The 22,140-nt window shown below is 48.0% G+C and carries 25 protein-coding genes and 2 pseudogenes; 20 read left to right on the forward strand and 7 right to left on the reverse strand.

What is annotated here, in order from left to right; genetic code table 11:
- The 8 genes and pseudogenes from ABU190_RS03685 to ABU190_RS03720 all read left to right on the forward strand — a co-directional run.
- The coding region (locus tag ABU190_RS03685) for a tail fiber domain-containing protein (protein ID WP_354690425.1) at window positions 1–811 on the forward strand (811 nt) is incomplete at its 5' end.
- 104 nt (window positions 812–915) lie between these two features.
- Complete coding sequence (locus ABU190_RS03690; protein WP_354690426.1) at window positions 916–1,155, forward strand: hypothetical protein; 240 nt, start codon at window positions 916–918, stop codon at window positions 1,153–1,155.
- Complete coding sequence (locus ABU190_RS03695; protein WP_354690427.1) at window positions 1,155–1,436, forward strand: hypothetical protein; 282 nt, start codon at window positions 1,155–1,157, stop codon at window positions 1,434–1,436. Before ABU190_RS03690 ends, ABU190_RS03695 begins: the two co-directional genes overlap by 1 nt.
- 339 nt (window positions 1,437–1,775) lie before the next feature.
- On the forward strand, window positions 1,776–2,825 hold the full coding sequence (locus ABU190_RS03700; protein WP_354690428.1) for an ABC-three component system protein: 1,050 nt from the start codon (window positions 1,776–1,778) through the stop codon (window positions 2,823–2,825).
- Entirely contained in the window at window positions 2,818–3,291 is a 474-nt protein-coding gene (locus ABU190_RS03705) for an ABC-three component system middle component 2 (protein ID WP_354690429.1), read from the forward strand. The genes ABU190_RS03700 and ABU190_RS03705 overlap by 8 nt, the downstream gene beginning before the upstream one ends.
- On the forward strand, window positions 3,291–5,099 hold the full coding sequence (locus ABU190_RS03710) for a hypothetical protein (RefSeq protein WP_354690430.1): 1,809 nt from the start codon (window positions 3,291–3,293) through the stop codon (window positions 5,097–5,099). Before ABU190_RS03705 ends, ABU190_RS03710 begins: the two co-directional genes overlap by 1 nt.
- A 625-nt stretch (window positions 5,100–5,724) precedes the next feature.
- Window positions 5,725–5,973, forward strand: a pseudogene (locus tag ABU190_RS03715) (M3 family metallopeptidase); the annotation flags it as partial.
- 397 nt (window positions 5,974–6,370) lie between these two features.
- Window positions 6,371–6,610, forward strand: coding sequence for a hypothetical protein (locus ABU190_RS03720; RefSeq protein WP_354690431.1), 240 nt, complete (start codon window positions 6,371–6,373; stop codon window positions 6,608–6,610).
- Between the two features lie 79 nt (window positions 6,611–6,689).
- Here ABU190_RS03720 and ABU190_RS03725 read toward each other — a convergent pair whose 3' ends face one another.
- Window positions 6,690–7,208 carry a DUF6622 family protein gene (locus tag ABU190_RS03725; protein ID WP_354690432.1) on the reverse strand — a complete coding sequence of 173 codons (519 nt, stop codon included), beginning with the start codon at window positions 7,206–7,208 and terminating at the stop codon, window positions 6,690–6,692.
- Between the two features lie 228 nt (window positions 7,209–7,436).
- Between ABU190_RS03725 and clcA the strand changes: the two genes are divergently transcribed.
- Window positions 7,437–8,834, forward strand: coding sequence for a H(+)/Cl(-) exchange transporter ClcA (gene clcA / locus ABU190_RS03730; RefSeq protein ID WP_354690433.1), 1,398 nt, complete (start codon window positions 7,437–7,439; stop codon window positions 8,832–8,834).
- 251 nt (window positions 8,835–9,085) lie between these two features.
- Window positions 9,086–9,364 carry a hypothetical protein gene (locus ABU190_RS03735; protein ID WP_079498210.1) on the forward strand — a complete coding sequence of 93 codons (279 nt, stop codon included), beginning with the start codon at window positions 9,086–9,088 and terminating at the stop codon, window positions 9,362–9,364.
- A gap of 170 nt (window positions 9,365–9,534) precedes the next feature.
- Here the strand turns inward: ABU190_RS03735 and ABU190_RS03740 are convergent, their stop codons facing one another.
- Entirely contained in the window at window positions 9,535–9,819 is a 285-nt protein-coding gene (locus tag ABU190_RS03740; protein WP_039078886.1) for a hypothetical protein, read from the reverse strand.
- Between the two features lie 466 nt (window positions 9,820–10,285).
- On the opposite strand from ABU190_RS03740, the pseudogene ABU190_RS03745 reads away from it, so the two are divergent.
- From ABU190_RS03745 to ABU190_RS03755, 3 genes and pseudogenes are all read left to right on the forward strand, one after another.
- Window positions 10,286–10,480: pseudogene (locus ABU190_RS03745) on the forward strand (hypothetical protein).
- 184 nt (window positions 10,481–10,664) lie between these two features.
- Window positions 10,665–10,967 carry a hypothetical protein gene (locus ABU190_RS03750; RefSeq protein ID WP_193793479.1) on the forward strand — a complete coding sequence of 101 codons (303 nt, stop codon included), beginning with the start codon at window positions 10,665–10,667 and terminating at the stop codon, window positions 10,965–10,967.
- A gap of 106 nt (window positions 10,968–11,073) precedes the next feature.
- Window positions 11,074–11,253: a hypothetical protein gene (locus ABU190_RS03755; RefSeq protein ID WP_125124603.1), complete on the forward strand. Its 180-nt coding sequence runs from the start codon at window positions 11,074–11,076 to the stop codon at window positions 11,251–11,253.
- 91 nt (window positions 11,254–11,344) lie between these two features.
- On the opposite strand, the gene ABU190_RS03760 is transcribed toward ABU190_RS03755, so the two are convergent.
- Window positions 11,345–11,491: a hypothetical protein gene (locus tag ABU190_RS03760; RefSeq protein WP_172600650.1), complete on the reverse strand. Its 147-nt coding sequence runs from the start codon at window positions 11,489–11,491 to the stop codon at window positions 11,345–11,347.
- 186 nt (window positions 11,492–11,677) lie between these two features.
- Between ABU190_RS03760 and ABU190_RS03765 the strand changes: the two genes are divergently transcribed.
- The gene (locus ABU190_RS03765; protein WP_354690434.1) at window positions 11,678–12,247 is read left to right on the forward strand and encodes a TIGR00730 family Rossman fold protein; all 570 of its coding nucleotides are present in this window, start codon (window positions 11,678–11,680) and stop codon (window positions 12,245–12,247) included.
- 58 nt (window positions 12,248–12,305) lie between these two features.
- Window positions 12,306–12,737, forward strand: a complete 432-nt coding sequence (locus tag ABU190_RS03770) for an NUDIX hydrolase (protein WP_354690435.1) — start codon at window positions 12,306–12,308, stop codon at window positions 12,735–12,737.
- A 95-nt stretch (window positions 12,738–12,832) separates the two neighbouring features.
- Here the strand turns inward: ABU190_RS03770 and ABU190_RS03775 are convergent, their stop codons facing one another.
- The 4 genes from ABU190_RS03775 to ABU190_RS03790 form a co-directional block, all read right to left on the reverse strand.
- The gene (locus ABU190_RS03775; RefSeq protein ID WP_354690436.1) at window positions 12,833–13,120 is read right to left on the reverse strand and encodes a hypothetical protein; all 288 of its coding nucleotides are present in this window, start codon (window positions 13,118–13,120) and stop codon (window positions 12,833–12,835) included.
- A 324-nt stretch (window positions 13,121–13,444) separates the two neighbouring features.
- On the reverse strand, window positions 13,445–14,308 hold the full coding sequence (locus ABU190_RS03780) for an HlyD family secretion protein (RefSeq protein WP_039078892.1): 864 nt from the start codon (window positions 14,306–14,308) through the stop codon (window positions 13,445–13,447).
- On the reverse strand, window positions 14,305–14,520 hold the full coding sequence (locus ABU190_RS03785; RefSeq protein WP_354690437.1) for a DUF1656 domain-containing protein: 216 nt from the start codon (window positions 14,518–14,520) through the stop codon (window positions 14,305–14,307). Before ABU190_RS03785 ends, ABU190_RS03780 begins: the two co-directional genes overlap by 4 nt.
- Window positions 14,510–16,567, reverse strand: a complete 2,058-nt coding sequence (locus ABU190_RS03790; protein WP_354690438.1) for an FUSC family protein — start codon at window positions 16,565–16,567, stop codon at window positions 14,510–14,512. Before ABU190_RS03790 ends, ABU190_RS03785 begins: the two co-directional genes overlap by 11 nt.
- 77 nt (window positions 16,568–16,644) lie before the next feature.
- Here ABU190_RS03790 and ABU190_RS03795 point away from each other — a divergent pair, with 77 nt between their 5' ends.
- The 5 genes from ABU190_RS03795 to ABU190_RS03815 all read left to right on the forward strand — a co-directional run bounded on the left by ABU190_RS03795 (window position 16,645) and on the right by ABU190_RS03815 (window position 22,084).
- The gene (locus ABU190_RS03795; RefSeq protein WP_354690439.1) at window positions 16,645–17,439 is read left to right on the forward strand and encodes a helix-turn-helix transcriptional regulator; all 795 of its coding nucleotides are present in this window, start codon (window positions 16,645–16,647) and stop codon (window positions 17,437–17,439) included.
- A 238-nt stretch (window positions 17,440–17,677) separates the two neighbouring features.
- On the forward strand, window positions 17,678–18,790 hold the full coding sequence (locus tag ABU190_RS03800) for an FIST N-terminal domain-containing protein (protein WP_354690440.1): 1,113 nt from the start codon (window positions 17,678–17,680) through the stop codon (window positions 18,788–18,790).
- A gap of 3 nt (window positions 18,791–18,793) precedes the next feature.
- Window positions 18,794–19,888, forward strand: coding sequence for an ATP-binding protein (locus ABU190_RS03805; RefSeq protein ID WP_354690441.1), 1,095 nt, complete (start codon window positions 18,794–18,796; stop codon window positions 19,886–19,888).
- A gap of 14 nt (window positions 19,889–19,902) precedes the next feature.
- Window positions 19,903–20,964, forward strand: a complete 1,062-nt coding sequence (locus ABU190_RS03810; RefSeq protein WP_354690801.1) for an HDOD domain-containing protein — start codon at window positions 19,903–19,905, stop codon at window positions 20,962–20,964.
- A complete protein-coding gene (locus ABU190_RS03815) occupies window positions 20,957–22,084 on the forward strand; it encodes an HD domain-containing phosphohydrolase (protein WP_354690442.1) in 1,128 nt (375 codons plus the stop codon). The genes ABU190_RS03810 and ABU190_RS03815 overlap by 8 nt, the downstream gene beginning before the upstream one ends.
- The last annotated feature ends 56 nt before the right edge of the window (window positions 22,085–22,140 follow it).

Consider the following 22,140-nt stretch of genomic DNA (forward strand, 5'->3'; position numbering starts at 1 on the left):
AACAAACGGTGTGGCCGTCACGGTTCCCGGCCAGAAGTCGCTGGCAAAAAAAGGGGCTAACTCAGATATCACTTCTCTGAACGGGCTGACAACACCGCTCAGCCAGGGGCAGGGCGGGACGGGATTAACAAACCCATTCGGCAACGTCGCCGGGTCATTTTGCCAGGGCAATGATACGCGCCTGAGCACAATAGACGGGAAGTCCGGCGGGGTTATCGCGGGGACAGTAAAATCCAGTGCGGCATCACCTGCCGCGACGCCTGCTAACGGTACAATAACCAACTCAGAACTAATCGGTTCTAAATTCCGCAGTGGTGTTTATGCCGGAATTGATTTTTCGCTGTACGCACAGGCTGTCCAGGGTAATGGCTCGTATGGCATCTTCCAACTGTCCTACGGAGGCACTCCGGCCTACTGGGTATTCTCTCAGTCTGGTGTGGCAACTGGTGTTTCATGGACTCCTACATGTGACGAACGACTGAAAGACCTGGACGGGCCTGTTCCTGACCCGCTGGGAAAAATGGCTCTTATGCGAGGGCAATCCTGGCACTGGAAAACCAACGGCAGTTACGGAATAGGCCTGACAGCACAGGATGTGCAGCGCGCGTTCCCGGATGCAGTTGTGGAGACTCATGATGTGACACTGCCGGACGGTAGCGTAGTAGCGGGCGTTTTGTCTCCGGACTCCTATGGCGTTGCCGCAGCGCTGCACCATGAGGCGATTCTGGCTCTGATGGCGCAGGTTGACGCCTTGACCGCACGCGTTATAGCACTGGAATCCGGTAAAACTAACGAGCCGGTGGCAGAGTAATCAAACCCTTACTCTATGCAAAAAATTGATAGTCACAAGCTGAGTTGATCTGTTGCTCAATAAAAAATACTGTATTCATATACAGTATTTTTTAGGAGATGACTATGCCCCGCCGAAACAATGTTTTTGTCGCGTTCCGTGACGCCATCCAACTTAATCCTAAAGGGTATATGTGCTTGCGCACGGGCGATTTTATTCGTGAGTTACGCAAGCACAACCACCATTTCACAGAGCAGGACGCCAACAGGTGGATTGAACTGAACCAGCCCAGCTTCGTCGATAAAACGCCAGATTTCAGTGAAAACCGTCTCTGGTTACTTCGCAATATGGGGATTGTCCGCTAATGCAAACACTTGATGCAATTTGCGGCGTTAGCGCCACTACAGGATTAATGCCGACAGCAACCGGCTACGCCGTCGTCGAGGCCAATCTTGGAAAACTGGAGCAGGGATGCACTGTTGTTCTGTCTCTATATGACCGCCAGCAGTGTGCGAAATTCATAGGGCGGTCCTTAATTACGGAAGATGGAGAGGCGATCGAGGGAGAGTCTTTGGAAGATGTTGTGGTTGTCGGTCGCGTGACGTATTTCGTATACCGGACAGGAAAGGATGGCTGTCCGGTGTAAGCAGCAAAAGGTCTGCCATAGAGATTGCAGGTAAAAACAACGGTAAGTGGTTTTTTGGGGAGAAGTGTAGCACTAACGGATTTTTACCTCCCTCACATCCTTGTTGATGACGGCTACCTTAACAGCCGCTTTGTGCCGCAGGTAGATAAAGCTAGCGAATATCTCATCAATCTATAGATGCCTAGGTATTTTTTAAATGCGAAATTGAGCCAGTTGGATGTATATTAAAATAATCTACTGCAACCTATAGTTGGTAGATAAGATTGTTATTTATTGATAGCATTGCTCTGTTTAAAAAGGCATATAAAACAGTGTATTAGCAATTGAATAAGGATGATCATGAGCATGTATTACCATAGAGGGCCTGCGCAGCCAACTCCAGAGCAAAGACTGTTATTGATGAATGAAGATGAATGGGAGAACTTTATCCTACAATCCGTTCACCAGCTTGCTAAAGAAGGCGTATATGCTCAGGTGCACCGTATCGGTGGTGCAGGAGATAAAGGCCGTGATGTTTGTGGTAACACACAAGAAAAAACCGAATATTGTTCTTGGGACCTTTATCAAGCAAAACATTATGAAGAAACATTATCACCAAGTGCTTTTGCTCCTGACTTAGCTAAATTTTTGTTTTATGTTTATTCAAATGAATATACACAGCCAAGGAATTATTTTATTTGTGCTCTTAAAATAGGACCCAAGTTATATGATTTGGTTACAAATCCAACTTCATCAAATAGTGATACGCTGAAAAGTTGGATATTAAAAGAGTGGAAGGATAAAAAAGGGGATTTTAAAACTTTCAAGAAAGATTTAAGTCCTGAGTTAGAGTTATTTATAGAGGGTTTTCCTTTTGATATAATAAAAATTAAAACCACAAGTGAAATGATTGATATACATTCTAGATCTAATGGCCATTGGGAGATGTTTGGCGTATTAGGTCCGCGAGGAGCTAATCCAAAAGTGCCTATCGAGCCCGACACCAAAGAACAAAACTATATAAGGAAATTATATAAAGCATATGGAAGCGTGCAAAGAAAAGAAATCATTTCTTTCGCAGAAATTCCCGATATTTATATCGACCATTTTGTACAGCAAAGGATTCTTTTTTATTGCGCTGAGGGTTTAAATAGATTTAGTCGAGATAAAATACCAGGTGCCTTTGATGATCTTTTAGAACAAGTAAATACAGGGATAGGCTCCGTAGCTTCACTTCCTTATGCGAATGGTGTTGATAAAATAACAGCGGTTCAAAATGTAGCGAATTCCCTTCAGATAACATCTAACCCCCTACATGAAAGGCTTCATGCGGGAGATCTCCAGGGAACGTGTCATCACCTGGCTAATAACGGACAACTAAATTGGGTCAAAGAGGATAAAAATGAATAATCTATTTAACTCACCGTTTGAAATGGGTGTGCGAATGGTGTATTTATTACTTTCTCTTTACCCAAGAAAGGTTGATTTACAAAAGCTAGTTTACCTTGAGTATGCAACCGTTTACTCAGAGGATTTAGGTGGCCCAACAAGTTTACATACACCTGTGCCAATGAGAGGAGGGGAATATATATGCAAAAGGGATATTATTGAACAGGGGCTTCATTTAATGTCAGCAAGATCTTTTATCGATGTGACGTATGATTCAACAGGTATTTATTATTCAGTTGGCGATAATGGTCCGGCGTTAGTAGGGTTGATTGGTAGTAGTTATGCATCAAAATTGAATGCATCATGTAAATGGGTTGCGACCACCTTTGGCGATTTCAGTCTTGATGAACTTGCGTCTTTATTCGATAAGAAAAGTTTGACTTGGGGAGCCGAATTCACCTCTTCTGAAATTGAAAGGAAGCCATAATGACAATTAAAATATTCAAACTTACAGTTTTTGGTTCAAATAAAGAAGAGGCAAGTATTTCCTTCAATGGAGAATCTCATTTGATCTTTGGTCCAACTGACACGGGGAAATCATATATTATTGAATGTTTTCGCTATTGTCTGGGAGGGAGGGATAGACCAAAGGATATAGGTTTATCAGAAGGTTATACGATTGTTTCATTGCAGATTAAAGTAAGTGACGAAAAAGAATTTACCATATTCAGAGACTTGGTAAGTAATGAGATAAGTGTATACCATGGATTTTTAAATGCTATTCCTCAGTCAGAACATGATAAATTGAAAGAGGATTTTAATTTATTAATGGTCAAATGGAGTAATGCTGCAGGGAAGATTATTTTAACTAAACGTGGAGTTAAGGGTAATTTCACTCCGGGGGATATACGCCTTCTATCGATTTTTGATGAAATAAGGACATTGGACAATGTTGTTTTTATTGGTTCAGACTCCAATATCACTACTAGAAATTCTGCAAGTATAGCATTGGTACTTACCGGTAATGATGATTCAGAAATGATATTGCCACTATCGATGGATGAAATAAATAAAGCAAAGGGACAAGCAGCTGCTATCGAAGAACAGATTAGCATTCTTAAAAATGAAATACCTGAAGGTTTAGTTAAAAGTGAACTAGAGTACTCCTTGGAATTAGTTGACAACGAGATTAAGAGAGTGAATACAATTGTCAAAGACCTAAGTGCTGAGTTACTTGAAATAAGGACGCAGGAACTTTCATTAGAGAGTGAAAAAAATACAATAGATAACAAAATTACAGCCTACCGTGAGTCATTATCCCGTTTCCGGATATTAGATGAAAAGTACTCAAATGATGTATCTAGGTTAGAGGTGCTTAAGAAGGCCGCGGAGATCGTGCCCGGATTTGAAACAAATGCGTGTCCTTTATGCGCAACGCCATTTGAAAGACAATATAATCACGAAAAAAATAATATTAATTTTTCAGTTATTTGCTTGGCATCAGAGTCAGAAAAAAAGAAAATCATGAGTCTTAAGGACGGTCTCTTGGATGCTGTTCGAGGGATTCAGGCTGAAATGGAACTCCTATATAAGCAAAAATCTGATATAAGTGAAAAGGCGAAAGGCATTTTAGGAAAGAAAGAGTTATTAATGTCTCCAGTGAAACCGATTGACAAATTCAGTTTTGACCTATTATCTGAAAGAAAAAGTGAGCTCAACTCTTATATTAAAAGTCTAGAGAAAATAGAGAGTTTAAGTGTGCGTCTTGCTGACGTAACAGCGAAAACAAAAAAAACAAGACATAAAATAGTCCGAGATTTATCAGAAAGTAGTACTTCTCTGTGTCAGGATATAATGACTTTGCTGTCTGAGTGGCAAGTGCCTGGAGTAGAGACAGTTTCATTCGATGAAAAATTTTCTGATATCATTATAAATAATCGCCAGCGTGTATCATTCGGTAAAGGCAAAAGAGGGATCTTCTTAACTGCATTCATGATCTGTCTTATGGAGCGGGCAATTAAAAAAGGTTACCCTCATTCTGGTTTTCTGATTATTGACTCACCTGTTGTGACATACAAAGATCCTAAACATATATCTTTCGACAATAAAGAGGAACTTCTAGATGAAAGCGTAAAGGAGAACTTTTATTCGTGGTTGGGGGATAAAAAGACGGTAGGGCAAATTATAATTTTGGAAAATGAAGAACCATCTCCATTACAAAAGAGAAAATTAAAATACACTGAATTTGTTGGTGTAGAAGGATCTAACGGTAGGAAAGGCTTCTTCCCTATCTAAGTTATAATCATCGATGGCTGAGTTTTAAATAAATTTAGCCATCATTCCCTTAACGTTCTATGTCCGGAATAGTTAACCTTAAGTGTTCATCTTTGTATTGCTTTCGATTTTTTTATTAGTAATAAGTATAAACTGCTAGCGTGATTTTGGTTTTGCTCACAGCAGGCCTGATTATTAATAGGATGACGCCATAATATTAATTCTTAGCAGCATATTGTTGGTTCGGAAAGATCATAAAAGCTAAGTATTGGTAAATGATAACATAACCTATTGATTTATATTTAATACGGGTCTAATTAAAAACTCATTAGTTAACATGTAAAAGAGTTCTCTCAGCTAAAAGTATCTTTGTGCATAAATGAAGTTGTTAAGGAAAATCGGCTCCGGATTGCTTGTCTTGCTCGGTGAGAAAGATCAGATGTCTTTCATTCCTGCTTCTTTGTATGAAATTTGCTTATTTTAGAGATGGGAAGAGGTACTTTTGAGGAAGCGGTTCCCCAAAATGATATGCAACTTACTGAATAATATAATAATCTATTTATAGTGTTATCCAGCAAAATTGCAGCGCAAATAAGGGGGTAACTCTCTGTTTATATTGAATAAAATAAATAACTGAATTATATGCTTCGCCCATATCTTCGGCGGTGGTTACGCAGCGGGTTATTATGCCTATCTGTGGACGCAAATGCTGGCGGACGATGGCTTCCAGTGGTTTGTGGAGCAGGGCGGTTTATCCCGAGAAAACGGGCAAAGATTCCGCGAAGCGATTTTGTCGCGTGGCAATAGTACTGATTTAGCTGAACTTTATCGCCAGTGGCGCGGTCATGATCCGCAGATTGAACCGATGCTGAAAAACCGAGGCCTGAGCGAGTAGGGCCAGAAATAGCATAAAAAACCGGGCTGATGCCCGGTTTTTTATGCGTGATAATTAAATGCTACGCAAACGTTAAATTAACGTGCTAACCGAAGCGGTGCAATGTGATTCAAACGGCATAGTTGATAATGAAATAATTTATGGGTGTAATAATTCATTAAGTATGTCTACCTTTAATCGATGGTCCCATGACGTTAGACTACTTTTTAATGCCGTCTGATCTCCACAAAATGCTTTGTTTTTTTCGGCTGTAAGGGAGGGATAAAATAAATTCGGAAAGCACCACGCTTTGATGAGTGTTATGTGCTCTCAGATTATTCCTGAAATTAAGATACCAGCCAGGGTGATGTAATAATTACATTCCACTCAGGTATCTGTTGATTAATGTGAATGAAAAATGAGGAAAGTCCTTTTATTTATCAAAGAGAAACCTGCTGAATTAATCGATGTCAGACCGTATGAACGTAAGATTAATTGTATCTATCCCGGCGCGGTTGTAAAAAGCCTGGCGATAGAGATTAGCTTTGTGACGTTTAGCAATGGTAAATGTGGCGCCATCTCTTTTGTGGCCGACCGTTATGTTTCTCAGACGCAACTATTAGAGGCCTATAATAAGCTGGTACTCAACGGCGAGTAATTATGTTCCGTGGGCCTGCATGACTACAGCAGGCCGCATAATTTGCCAAAAGGTTGGGCCACAGTGCCGCAGAATCTGCTTAAGCGCCTCGTACATGCGGCGACATTTTGCGCCATGAGAAAAACAGATTCAGTGTCCCACCCCAGAACAACCCATCAACGAGTCCGGTAATAACGCCGAACAGAGCGCTGAATTGTACTGCATCGTGTGCTTCCGGATGCAACGACAACCAAACCAGCAGACAATATTTCGAGCCAAAGCCCATGATAATAAAAATCAGTGTCAGAGGCGTGCCCGCGCGAATAATTCTGTCGCTATGCGGTTTGTTTTTTAAACGAGGCTGGTTTTTCCATAACCGCCACCCGGCCACAATACCCAACGCAAGTCCGCTAAACATGCCCACTAATGAGGCAACATTAAAATTAAACTCTTCCTTTAAACCCCATACTCCCCAAATCAGAAAGAGTAGCGGTAAAATAAACAACTGACTGATATTCATTTCGCGCTCTGAGAGCGCGGCATAGCCCCGCAGCATAAGAAAAGCAAAAAGTATCCATACCCACAGCGGGGTATGACTGAGAATGGTGAAAATAGTCATGGTTATTCTCCTGGCTGAATGTTTACCCGGCAGAAGTATGCCGGGGGCCAGATAAGAGCAACACGACATCCACACGACAGCGGGCTGACAGCAACACGACAGGGCGATATTCCGCGCGAAGGGACCTGTTTCAAGGGAAGTGATACGTCCTGTAACGACATCGTTTTTGTTTAGTCGGCACAAGGTGCGTTAAACTCTCCCCCCTTGTTGGTAGATGACATAGCAAAAATGATTGTTCCTGGTTCATCAGATGTGCAAGTTCCTGAAACGGAATTGGCACGTAAGAGCATGTTCAAAGCGTTGCTGTACCGTGACCGGACGCCCGTCGCCGTATTAATTTGTGCTGCTATTGTTGGCACGCTCGTTGGGTTTGCTGGCGTCGCATTTTTTCGCGCCGTCAATGCCGTGCAGCACTGGCGAACAAGTTTTCTGCATCAGGCTGACTTAAGCGGGTGGGCGCTATGGACTATGGCCTTTATTATCTCCGGGCTGCTGGCGGTGATGGGCTATTTTCTCGTCAGGCGTTTTGCGCCTGAAGCGTCGGGCTCAGGTATCCCTGAAATCGAAGGCGCGCTGGAAGAGTTACGCCCTGTTCGCTGGTGGCGTGTCATACCGGTGAAGTTTTTTGGCGGTATGGGAACGCTCGGCGCAGGCATGGTGCTCGGGAGAGAAGGGCCAACCGTTCAGCTCGGTGGTAATATTGGCCGAATGGTCTCTGACCTGTTGCGGATAAAACATGGTGAGGCGCGCCATTCATTGCTGGCAACGGGGGCGGCTGCCGGTCTGGCGGCAGCGTTTAACGCACCGCTGGCGGGTATTCTCTTTATTCTCGAAGAGATGAGGCCGCAATTTCGCTATAACCTTATCTCCATCAAAGCCGTTTTTATTGGCGTGATCATGGCAAGCATCGTATTTCGCACATTTAATGGCGAAAGCCCGGTCATCGCCGTAGGGCAGTTATCCAATGCGCCAGTCAATACGCTGTGGCTGTATCTCGTGTTAGGAATGTTATTTGGCCTCGTCGGCGTGTTATTCAACCGCCTCGTCTTTCTTTTTCAGGATGGTTTTCAGCATATCTATGGCGGGCGAACATGGCGAACCCTGGTGGTAGGGGGGTGTATAGGTGGCGGATGTGGCATCCTTGCGCTGCTTTATGCGCCAGGAGCCGGAGGCGGCTTTGAATTGATCCCCGATGCGGCCAGCGGCGGCTTTACGTTTTATGCGTTAATTGTTATGTTTCTGGTCCGTCTGCTCACAACGCTGCTCTGTTTTTGCTCCGGGGCGCCTGGCGGAATTTTCGCGCCAATGTTGGCGTTAGGTACCGTGCTCGGCACCGCCTATGGTGTGGGTGTCGCGGAGTTGTTCCCGGCCTATGGGCTTCAAGCCGGTACGTTTGCCATTGCCGGGATGGGGGCGTTATTTGCTGCGTCCGTTCGTGCTCCGCTAACGGGGATCGTCCTGGTACTGGAAATGACAGATAATTATCAGCTCATACTGCCGATGATTATTACCTGCCTCGGTGCGACGTTACTCGCACAATTTCTTGGTGGGAAACCGTTATATTCTTCGATTCTGGCGCGTACTTTGGCAAAACAGACGGCGCCAGAAGGCTCGGTGCCCTCATAACCTGCTCTCCGCACTGGTTCGACGGCCATTCGCTGGTGCCGTCGAACCTGGTTGCTGTTTGTCTCTGACATCAAAACGGGCAGTACACTGTGATTTTCTGAATCTGGATCTTCTTCCCGATAATTAATTCTTGTTAATCAGCGTCATACTGTGCTGATAATAGCAATGCAACGTTATTGCCAGGCTATATATTAAAAGTAATTTAATAGAAGTAATCCGTACTAAAACCCGTTCAAGAGAGGGAGTGCGCGATGGACTATTTTTTCTTGATTATAAACAGCGTGATGGCCGGTGCGCCTGGGTACTTCCCAGATGCAATCAGGGTGATATCTGAACGGTCAGGCGAAAAATTAATAACGCTCTCCGCTATCCTCCTCCAGCCTGTTGCCGCGCAAAAACTGACGGATGTACACCGACAACAAATAAATAATATTCGCGGAAATATCATATTACTTGCGGAGCAAGACGACCTGGAAACATTCAAAATGAAAGTTAAGGCGTTTTCCAGACAAAATGGTTTAGTCAGTTAAATATTCAACAGGAATGATGATATATTCAATTGTCCATTCATAAGAATCAGGATTTTCTATGTATGGCAAAATGAGTTAATCAGGCAGCAAAAGAGGAAATACATAAATCATCGTTAAAAGCGTCGCCGCAGGACCTGAAAGCGACGCTTTTATTATCCATACTCAGACGTTTATTTGACGCTTTCATCCATGGTCACATTCATTGTGATGCCGCCTTTGTTATTTGGATCGTCAGTATAGGTAATCAGCACATCTTTGCTGGCGACACATAATCCCTCCTCGTTTGGTGTAGAAGAGACGTATCCCCCGTTATTAAACTCGACGGTGGTTGTCGTTACGCCGCCGTTTTCGGTCTCAGTAATGAAGAGGGAACCGCCATGCGTGACATTGACGGTTGTGATCACACCAATGACCTTATGTTCACCGGACTCAGGATCAAAAGAAATTTTCGGCATTTTTCTCTCCTCGCGCAGACAGGCTATCTGCATTCACTTTTTATCCCATATTTATATTAACGGCCTGGTGGGAAAGAAGTTGAGTTTTTTCGCTATCTATTTTCGATGTGGTAGTTAAGAATGTGTTTACTTTGCATTAATTCGTTATGGCGCACATACGCGGCGGGCCAGGCTGGTGAAACGTACCTTTTGCGGCTAAACTTAAACGGTTCGGTATGGCAAGCCGACAAACAATCGTTCTGACGTGATGAATCCCCCTCAGCGGTGGGGCTGGTCTTCATACCATGCAAGTCGCGAATAGCGAATGCGTTTCTGACTGACCGTCAGGAACACCGGGAGGCACCCGGCATCACGGTTTCCACATCCTGAATGACTCAATTCTCCTGTTGGGTCTTTATCTTTTGCCGCGTATTTTGAGTGACCTTGCATAGCACTCATTCCGGCGAGTAACTCGCAGAGTGTACCCATGAAAGAGGGTTATTACTGGATCCAGCACCAGGGTATTGTGCAGGTGGCTTAGTATACCCATGATAAAGTTGAGAATATGGATACAGGAAAAATAATGACCGGTGTCTGGCGCCTTACGGAAGGGTTTGAGATCTGTCATGACGTTGAAATAGAGATCGTTGGTGGACCGCTTGCGTCCCCAATGAAAGGGTAAATTTATTTGACCATGGCCTGCCTGGATAAGCGGGCCTGTCAATTTGGGCTGTGTCTACGTTTGGCAGAAATGTGCTATCACCTGGAAGACGTAAATACGAATCTAAGAAATGTGAACGCTACTATTTCACTCCTCATTTAAGCGGATATACTTCTGATAAGTCGCGTATGAAAGGAGTAAGCCAATGATTTACTCATCCATAAAAACGCACTACCTGTCAGCCGAATCCGGCGATCGTCTTGTTCGTTATGATGTTATTGCGACAGATGCCGATACGTATTTAGTGAAGGTCATCGACGAGCAAAAAAGCACGCTCTCTGATCCTAAACCGCTAATCCTCATCGACCAGTTTCGCGTTACGCGTAGTGATTATTTTGAACACTACGGTATTCACGTGGTGCAACAGGCGATAACGTTCAATTTACCCCCCTCATTTGAAGATTATCTTCTGCTTTACTGCCAGCGACACCGAAACAAGTACGAATAGCACCAGGCCGACAAAAGGCGGCTGCTTCGTTAAAAGGAGCCACTGCCGTTATACTTACTCTTTGTCTTTTGACGAAAAGCTGGCTTGTTTAACCCAAAGGAGAGTGATGATGAGACCGAAAATCACGCCGGAAGAGATCGCGTTACTGGTAGAGGATTTAGATATGCTGGGTGAACAAAACCTCGTGGGTATCGAAGCCTATGAAGCGCTCTATCTGCTGGAGATGCGCCGCCAGACAGCAAAACTTAATGATATCAAGCGGGCACTGGAAGCCGAAGAGGAGTGAATTTCCGGACTCACGGACGCCCCCGGTTGTTGGTGGGTAGGCCGCACTGTTTATCAACATCATCTGGCCTCTCTGACGCCAGATGATGTTTTTACTTTTTACTCACCGGACAGATCAACTCACGGATAATCGCTATCTTCTGCTGCGGTGACAGCCAGAGGCATTGTGGCATCCATGCGGGTTTTTGTTGTTCGGTGAACGCGTTAAGCAGTTGATTGAGCCAGCTATCGATATTCATACGTACCTCCTTAATGGTTAACGTGAGTGTACGCAACAATTACGGAACAAAAACTGAGCTTATTTAATTTACTGTTCCGCATTTAATTCCCAGAATGTGCCGACCGACATTGTCCAACCCACAGGCGCAATAAGCTGACACAAAGATATGGTAAATTACCGCCTCCACTAACAACGGAGTGTTGTAATGAAAGCGATTGGTATCTTTTGTGGTTCATCTTCCGGGGAAAATCCGCTGTATATCGAAACGGCGCGCTATGTGGGCAAAACCCTCGCGGCGGCCGACATTTCTCTTGTCTACGGTGGCGGTAAGGTTGGCCTGATGGGCGCCGTTGCCGATGCCTGCCTGGCGCACGGCGGCCACGTGGTGGGGGTTATGCCGCGAGGTCTGTTTGAAAAGGAGATCGCGCACCAGGGGCTGAGTGAACTTCACGTCGTGGAAAATATGCACGAGCGAAAAACCAAAATGGCGGCGCTATCGGATGGCTTTATCGCATTGCCTGGTGGTGCGGGTACGCTGGAAGAGATTTTCGAGCAGTGGACCTGGGCACAACTCGGTATTCACCACAAACCCTGCGCATTCCTGAATATCAACGGTTATTACGATCCGCTGCAGGCGATGGTTGAGAAAATGGTTACCGAGGGATTCATGCATGCCCGTTACGCCGATATGCTGCCGTTTTCCACGGATGTCGAAAATGTCGTGGCGTATTTTCGCAACTATCAGGCGCCTGCGAGTAAATGGGTGAAAAATTAATCGTATTTAAGGGCGCTGCGCCGGGCGCTCCCGGCCAGTGCGCGCAGGAAAGCGTATCATGCCACACACCATACATCCCGTTGCCGCCGTACTGGGGGTGATCGTCCATAAATCTCGTGTACTGCTTGTACGTCGCGCTAACCCACCTGACGCAGGTTTTTGGGGTTTTCCGGGTGGAAAAATCGAGGCAGGCGAAACCATAGAACAGGCCGCGTTGCGTGAAGTAAACGAAGAGACCGGATTGCGGGTTATTTACCAGTCGACGGATGTGCCCCTGGAAGCATTTGATTACAACGCCGCCGGCGAGCTTCTTTACCATTATCTGCTGATCCCGGTCATTTGTGCCTGGCAGGGGGGAGAACCGACTGCCGCGTCGGATGTCTTTGAAGCGCGCTGGTTTGACGCTGCGGCATTACTGAGCGGTGATTTTGATTTCAGTAAAGATGTCGTGGAACTGGCGATAAAACAGATAAACCCTGCTCACGCGTGAATGGGGATGTTGTCGCAGTGACGATGTAACACCGCTGGCGGGCTGCAACGTTCAGGGCTGCGGCCCGTCAATCCGGTGCCCTTAAAGTAAGGGCGTTATGTTTTGCTTGCGTCTTTCCTTTTTTTGAAAAGAGACGTTGCCGCCGCCGTCATAACGCCTATCAGCGGCATAGCAATAGCGCCTGCCAGGAAGTTATGCTGATCGATTTCCTTTTCCCGGCGAATATCAGCAAAGCGGGCAAGCGCCTGTTTTTCATTCGCGGCAATGATCTCTTCAAACTGCTTTTCATAACCCTGCTCAGTCAACTGAAATGCGCGTTGTTCATCTGATTTTTTCAGAGCAACGGTATGCTTACCCTTTTTAAAAAAACAGTACTCTGGCATGGGGGCTCCTTATGGAGGGAGGTGATTAAGCAAAACCAGAATAACAATTTTAAATACACCTGGCACCTGCGGGTGAATATTTTTTAAATCTATTTAACTCATCATGTGCCGACAAATTCGCGCGCAGAATTTAAAAATGATTAAGAAAGAGCGTAAAAAATGCTGAATCTCCCCCTCCGGGATATATCTTATTTTCCGCGCTCACCGAATGTTATTTTGACGGGACGAGAGAAACCTCATTCCGACCGCCACAAGAGGCAACCGGCGCGGTGCTATCCACGCCGTGAGGGAAATGATTTGGATAACTGCGACAACCAGTGTGGCCTAAGGTGCGATGGAGATACTTGCCGACAATCCTGCCACTAATTCGACCCCTTGCGGCAAGTTATCGATGTGAATACGCACCGGGATGCGCTGGGCAAGACGTACCCAGTTAAAAGTCGGTTCAACCTGCGGCAGGCCCAGACCGCCCGTGTCGTCATTATTATCACCAATCCCATGCCCGATACTCTCAACGTGGCCGGTCAGGACGGGCTCGAACCCCATCAGCGCAATGTGCGCGGTATTTCCCACGCGAATGTGGCGCAGTTTAGTTTCCTCAAAATAGCCCACCACCCAGAAGCTTTGCGCGTCGACGATGGCGACCTTTGTTTCCCCGGCAGTTGCATAGTCGCCGGGGCGAAGCCGCAGATGCGTGACATAACCGGCAACCGGCGCCCGCACGGTGGCATGGGATAAATTGAGTTCTGCCAGTTCCAGCGCAGCCAGCGCGCCATGATAATTGGCCGTTGCGATATTCGCCGCGCTGCTTGTTTGCTGCAAATCCTCACCGGAAATCATGCCTTTTATCTGCACACGTCGTCTGGCGGCATCCTGGCGCATCAGCATTTCATGACGTTTAGCGTCGACGTCAGCCTGCGCGCTGAGCAACGCCAGCGTCAACCAGTGCGGATCGATGGAATAGAGAACATCGCCACGATTCACCCACTGATTGTCTCTGACAGCCACGCTGATAACCGGCCCTGAGACGTCCGGCGCAATTTGCACTACATCCGCACGAACCCGTCCATCGCGGGTCCAGGGCGTCTGCGCATAATGCTTCCACATCATGAAAGCCAGAATAGCTGACACGGCGGCTGCGCTTAGCGTCAGCGCATAGCGGGTCAATAAAGAGAGAAACGATTTCATGCAAATAACCCCAGCGCGTTAACGTCATGCAGGAACAGGAAAAAAGTGACGATATACAGTGAGAAACCAATCAGCGGGCGGCAAGGCAAACGGCAATAAAACCTGCTGAAAGAGAACAGCGGCACGAGTAACAGCGTGCAGGCCAGGCTAATAAGCGCAATGACCAGCAGACCGGGGAGAAAAACACCCCCAATATTGATGTCATTCAGCATTTTCTTGCTCCTTCTTGCTCCTTCGCAGTGCGCAGTGCAGATCAACAAGCCTGTCGACAACCTGGCGCGATTGTTCATCTGGCGCAGGCAGTGAGAGGCGAATCATTGACGCAATGCGCTCGCGTACGGCAGGTATGTCTTTCGTGTGAATAAGCTGGTAAAGCAGGTCATTGATCTCTCTGGCCGTTTTTCTTTCCGCCCGCGAATAACAGTGGCGTAAATGCATGACAGAGAGGCCAATTCGCAGATAGTGCAACATATGCTCAAGCACCTGTTCTGAGGCGTGTTCACTGCGTTGCAAACGCGGCAGTAAAAGGGCAGTTCTGTCTATCATCAGATTGGTCCAGTGCATCTCATCGGGTTTAAAAACACCTTTCACGCTGCGCCGGATATCGCGTCGACAGAGTTTCAGCAGACGGTTAATGGCCGCGTCTGCCTGCACCGTTTGCAACAAACTCATGCTGACCACGGCAAAGCCGATGGCGGCAAACAAGGCAATAGAGGTATTGATGGCTACAGCGAAGTCCCCGCTGTAATGCGCGCCTAATTCGCAAAGGATTGGCAGGGTGAGGGTGATCCCCATGGCCATAAATGTGGTGGGCGGGCGCGCCTGGAGCGATCCGGCCAGCAAATAGGCGGGGGCAAGCGCCGCAACCAATACCGCGAAATCAGTCACTTGCGGAAGAAGGACAAAACTATAGAACAGGCTTATCAGTACCCCCCAGACGGAACCCATAATATATTTCACAAGGTGGGGGGCTGGCGTGTCGAAACTGGCAAACAGCGTACAGCAGACCCCAAGAACAGAGACCGCCGTGGCGCCATCTGGCCAGGCTGAGTAAATCCAAATCAGGCAGCCGCTTAAGATTATCGAGAAAGCCCCCAGCGCTGTGCGTGCAGCGCTAAGGTGATCCCGGTGGAATACGTAGCCTTTTGCAGCCTTGACCTCCATCAGCGCGGGGGTGTTTTTCGCGTGGCGAACCGCATCAGAAAGGCGTTCGCATTGCTGTAAAAGCACGATGGCTTCTGTCAGGTGGCGCGTAAAACTGGCCCGTATTGCATCTGTCATTGTCATTGTCGGTGACTGCGAAGCGTATAACGCCGTTAACTGTTCACTGCGTTTTTTTAGCGCCTCTGCGCTGATTGTCTGCTCACTTTCTCCCTCATGAGTAAGCCAGGTCTGGACATCCTTTAGCAACAACCGCAGCTCGACGGGGATCTCCTCTGGCGTCGGTAAGCGATCGCGTAATTCACAATTCACAATTAACAGACGAGCCAGCCGGTCATGGATGGCTTTTCGTGCCTGGCGGACCGGCGCTGAAAGGGCAAAGTCATAAGGGATATGGTGGCTGATACCCTGCAAAAACTGCAGTGCCAGCGCCAGATGAAGGCTATCGGAATGCTCATCGGGTTTGCCTGCTAAGGTGTCGGCAATTTTCAGTCGGGCCGAGCGTAATGTCTGCGCTAATTTGTTGTTAAACACCCCTGAAATACGCGCGGGCAATACGTATCTGTGAATAAGCGCGGCGCAGAAAATACCTATCATGATCTCCTGCACGCGGAGAATGGCGATATGAAAAATAGTGCCGGGATCAAACACCGCAGGAAAACCAATCAGGCTCGCGGTGTAACCGGCTAATACAAAAGCATACGCACGTGAAGTGCGTACAAGGAGGGATAAATAGAGACAGAAGGTTATCCAGCCTGTGAGCATCACGCTGCAAAGCACCGGCATGTTCACGAAAGTGGGCACGATCAAAACGGTCGCTCCGGCGCCGATGACTGTACCTGCCAGACGATAAAGGCTTCTGCTCAGTGACGCGCTCACCGAGGTTTGCGAAACAATGTACACGGTAATGATGGCCCACGACGGGCGCTCAAGACCTATCGACAACGCAATAAAATAGGCGAGCATCGCGGCGGTAAAAGTCTTTGCAGAATAGAGCAACGCGTTAGCATCGTTCAGCAGTGCGGGAGAAGCCACACGGCGTAATAGCTTGCTGATAGCACGCAAAAAATGACGGTGAAAGAGAGCGAATGTGTTCATGCCGGGGATTATTACCGGCTTGCGTATGCTATTAAATACTCTATTCTGTCAAAAAATACCTAAATGTTGCCAATCACATGAAACCGCAATTCGTTACAACATTATTTGACCCTGATGCCACCTCGTGCCCGGCAGTGGCGCGGCATCTTGATTTTATTGATTACGAGGCCGAAGTGCCGGTACATACACATCGCAAAGGGCAATTGATCATTGCGCTGTATGGCGCGGTAACCTGTCGCGCCGAAAATGACATATGGATAGTGCCGCCGAATTGTGCCGTCTGGATACCGGGCGGGGTCCCTCACAGCGCCAAAGCGACCTGGAACGCCCATCTCAATTATCTGTTTATTGAACCCGGCGCCACTGCGCTTCCGGAAAAATGTTGCACGCTGGCGATTTCACCCCTGATTAAAGAGTTGGTGGACCGCTTAACGCGTGAGGGCATTGATTACCCGCCCGATAGCCATGTCGCAAGACTGACCAGAGTGACGCTTGACGAGTTAGCCACCATGCCGCAGCAGAAATTGAGTCTGCCCGTTTCGGCCCATCCCAAAATACGTGCCATGGCAGATGCGCTGGTCAGTAACCCGGAGGATCGCAGCACCTTTAAAGCGTGGGCTAAACGGCTGGCGCTCAGCGAGCGCTCGCTGGCACGCTTGATGCTACGCGAGACAGGGCTAACCTTCGGACGATGGCGTCAGCAGCTCCATCTGATTCTTGCTCTGCAGGCGCTGGCAAGCGGCGTCTCGGTACAAAACGTGGCGGCAAACCTGGGGTATGAATCGGTGAATGCCTTCATCACCATGTTCAAAAAAACGATGGGCAGCACCCCCGCGCACTATTTTGCCGAACGAAAAACAGACATACGTTAATTAGCCGGGTTTTGAATGAAAGGCTAACAAAAGTGATCCAGACGGCGGCCTGAAAAGAAAGTCTACGTGCGTCTTTGAAGAGAAATGCCATGCATGTATAACTAATTAAGACAGGCATTCATAAGTGGCCTGGTGGCAGCTTTTATGACGCCCCAACTCTTGAATCCAGACGAGCATCTTTTTGAGCATGTACTGTTTAAAATAAACACTATCGCTTTTCTCAGCCGGAGAATATGCCGTGAATGTCAAACTAAAATATGCAAGTAGTGAATTACGCGATCCTGTCCAGGCTGTAGCTGAATTTGCCAATAAGATTGGTCATGAGGATATTGAAACCATCTTATTTTTTTGCTCTCCGGATTATGATCTTGAAATATTAGGCAGCGAATTAAAAAAAACCTTTTCATGCACGCTTATAGGATGCACCTCCTCCGGGCAAATTGGTCTGGATGGTTTCCAGCACTCCGGGATGCTCGGCCTGGGCTTAGGGAGTGATTTTCGGGCCTCCGCTTTTATGATCCATCCCTTAGTTGAATACTCTGCCGTTATTGCGGACATGGCTGAAAAAATCCGTCTCGACAGCGAGGCAAGGCCAAATATTAATCGCTTCGGTCTGTTGCTTGTCGATGGGCTTTCGATGGCCGAAGAGCGACTTGTGGCTAATCTTTATCAGCAGATAGGGAATGTGCCTATCATCGGGGGATCGGCGGGTGATGACCTGCGCTTTGAACAAAGCTTCATTTACGACGGCAACGGTAAATTTGTATCAGACGCAGCGGTTTTTGCGGTCATTGAGACCCACTCTCCTCTTGCGACGTTTAAAATTCAACACTTTGTTCCCAGCGACGTGGAATTGGTGATTACCGAAGCCGATCCAGAGAAACGGATCATTTTTGAAATTAACGGCGAACCTGCCGCACAAGTCTACGCCGAATCTCTCGGCCTGAGCGTGGACGAGTTAACGCCCACGATATTTTCTCGCAACCCGCTGGTGCTCTCGCTTGGCGATGAACCTTATGTACGCTCCATTCAGAAATGGAATGCCGATTTTTCGTTAACCTGCTACTGCGCGATTGAAGAGGGGTTGATTATTTCGATTGGCAGAGCAGAAGATCCCATCGAGACCTTCAGGCAATCGTTTGAAAAGGTTCATGAAATAATTCCTGACCCGCGTGTCATCATCGGTTGCGATTGTATCCTTCGCCGCCTCCAGTTTGAAGAAGAAGGTCTTGAAGAACCGATTAGCGACATTATGCGCCAGAACAATGTGATCGGTTTTTCTACCTACGGCGAGCAGTACAACGGGCTGCACGTAAACCAGACATTCACAGGCGTTGCTATCGGAGGATAAATTATGTCTTCTTTTACCCACGAACCCAATGCGGGCCTGTCACTTGCCGATTATGAGCGCAAACTACACGCCCGCGATAAAACAATCGATGTCCTGAAACGCCGTATTGCACAAGAGGCCAGGCATAGCCATACAACGCCTTTTGCGATTCTGGAACAGAATATTGGTCTGGAGAAGGTCGTTGCTCGTAAGACGATGGAACTTGAGAACGAGCGGCGCGAGCTTGAAAAAGCATTATCGGAATTACGGTTAGCGCAGGCCCAACTGTTGCAAGCGCAGAAAATGGAATCGATTGGTCAGCTTGCCGCGGGTATTGCACATGAAATTAATACCCCGACCCAGTATGTTTCTGACAATGTTGGTTTTGTGAAAACCGCCCATGTAACGCTGACAAAGGTGCTTGATGCCGCCCTTGCGGTGGTCGACGTTGCGCGTGAGAAACTGGACAATGAGCCGACGATAGAGGCATTCGACACGGTTTTAAAGCGTGCCCGGATTGATTTTCTACGCAGCCAAATTCCCTCTGCGTTAGATGAGTCCCTGGAAGGCCTTGAGCACATTGCGAAAATTGTCGCTGCCATGAAAGAGTTTTCTCACCCATCGCAAAACGAGAAAGAATCTGTCGATATCCGTGAGGTCATCCGTACAACCGTGACGGTCGCGCGCAATGAGTGGAAATATGTCGCTGATCTGGAAACCCATTTTGGCGACGATTTGCCCTTGCTGCCCTGTCTGCGCGATATGGTCAGTCAGGCCATACTTAATTTGGTAGTCAACGCCGCTCATGCGATTGCTGATACCCTGCAGAAAGGCGTTAAGGAAAAAGGTCGTATTGTCATCTCTGCTGAGCAAAACGGCGATTATATGGAAATACGCGTAGAGGACGACGGTAGCGGCATACCCGCGGGTATTCTGGATCGTATTTTCGATCCCTTCTTCACGACCAAAGCCGTGGGTAAGGGGACGGGGCAGGGGCTTGCCATTGTCTACTCGACAGTCATCGACAAACACATGGGACATATCCGCTGCGAGTCTGAGGAAGGGGTGGGATCAACGTTCATATTGCAATTTCCGCTTCATAGTCGCAAAGAGGGATGAACGGCATGCAGGTGATGTTTGTTGACGACGAAAACCGCATACTCTCGGGCATTGAGAGAGCGGTCATGATGTATAACCCCGATTGGGAATGCCGCTTTGCAAGTAGTGGTCCTGATGCGCTGGCGATGCTTGAACAGACTCCGGCAGATGTTGTGGTATCGGACATGCGCATGCCTTTTATGGATGGGGCTGAGTTGCTCACCCAGGTTCGCGCTCGCTGGCCGGGTACGGTACGGATCATCCTTTCTGGCTATTCAGAGCCCACATCAACCCAACGAATGCTCCAGGTCGCGCACCGGTTTGTGTCTAAGCCGTGTGACAGTACGGCACTGATCGAGATGATCGAAAGCACGCTCGCGCTACGCCAGACTATTGACGATCCGGGGCTCATTGATTTAACGGGGCATATTAGCCACCTGCCTGCCACACCTGAGATATTCGCCGAACTGAGACAATGCCTTTCCGGGACTGCCTGTGATATCCCGCGTATTACTGATCTCATCAGGCGCGATCCCGCGCTGACGGTCAGATTTTTGCAGATTGCGAATTCGGCCTGGTTCACACGAGGGGCGCGAATCCACGATATCGGCAGTGCCATCACCCACCTGGGTCTGGAGCAGATAACGTCATTGATCCAGACACCTGAGTTTTTTAGCGAAGCGAACAGTGATCCTGCTGTCAGTGAGTTACAACGTAAGGCCTTTCTCGCCTCGCAACTCGCCGCCCGCATGTGTGGCCACGAGGGGCTGGAGTCGACCGCCGCATTGCTCGCCAACATTGCTCTTCTGCTTCCCGATATTGAAGGCCATTCCCCCACGAGCCGCGCCGCGCTGGGTGCCTGGATGCTTGCGTTGTGGGGGTTGCCCGGCGATCTCGTCGAGATCGTTGCCCGGCAAGCCCAGCCTTCACGCCTTACGAATAATAGCTTCGGTGCGATCGGTACCGTACATGTTGCGGTCGCGCTGGCGAACAATAACGTACCCGATAACGATTATCTCGAACAAACAGGCATGCTGAACCAGCTCCCTCTGTGGCAGCAAATGCTTGCTCATATAAAGGAGACCCATCATGACTGATACTGCCCTCGCTCGGGTACTGTGCGTGGATGATGAACCCAATGTGCTCGCCGCCATTGAACGCAATCTTTTTGGGGAATTTGATGTAGTGGTCGCAAAGAGCGGCGAGGCCGGGCTTGACGCCGTTCGCTGGGGCGAAAAGTTTGCCGTCATCGTGTCCGATATGCGTATGCCTGGCATGGACGGGGCGACTTTTCTGGCGAAAGCGCGGGAAATCTCTCCCGACAGTGTTCGAATTCTGCTGACCGGTCAGGCCGATGTGCAATCCTCTATTGCGCCTATCAATAAAGGCGCCATTTTTCGCTATCTGTGTAAGCCTTGTCCAAAAGACGAACTGATTGCCACGCTGAATGAGGCGGTGCGCCAGTATCGCCTTATTTGTGCCGAAAAAGAGTTGCTTGCCACCACGCTTACCGCTTCGGTGAAAACGTTGACCGAAGTGCTCGCGATGGTCGCGCCATGGGCTTTTCAGCGCTCCGCGTTCGCGCAGTCATGTGTGAATCATGCGTTGCCGAAACTGGAGTGGCCCGATGAATGGATTTACACCATCGCGGCGTCACTAAGCCAGATAGGCTGTGTCGGTATTCCTGCGGATATCGTCCAGGCTGATGCAGCCCAGCGTAAACTGACGGATGAAGAGAAAAAACTGCTGCTTGGTCATCCGGAGGTTGCCGGGCGGTTGGTTGAGAACATTCCTCGCCTCGAACTGGTCGCGGGAATTATACGTCACCAGGCGAAAGAGCCGGCGCCGAATGTCCCTCTGGAGGTTCTGCGAGGCGCGCATTTGCTGCGTGCCGCGCTCGAACTGGAAAAACATGCCGTCCGTGGCTGGAGCCTGGAGCGGCCATGGGAAATTCTGCGTGCGGCCACGCCACCACTGCCCGACTACATCATTAAGGCGTTGTCAGATTTCCGTGCAAACGTGAGTGGCGTTCGTTCTGCGCATATTCGCGAACTGCTGCCCGGATGGGTGGTTGAGGAAGATATTCTGACATCGAATGGACTGATGGTCTTGACCAAAGGGCATGAACTTACTGACACCGCTATTAATGCGCTCCAGCGGTTGTTGTCCGTGAATGCCATCAAAGAGCCTATTCGGGTACGGGGAACGTCTGTCTGAAAAAATAAACACAACCCTCTGTCGTTGAAAGGGCTGCAAGGACAGAGGGTGAATTA

Origin of the sequence: Phytobacter sp. RSE-02, from assembly GCF_040578655.1 — a bacterium.
In the GTDB taxonomy this organism is placed as follows: domain Bacteria; phylum Pseudomonadota; class Gammaproteobacteria; order Enterobacterales; family Enterobacteriaceae; genus Phytobacter; species Phytobacter diazotrophicus.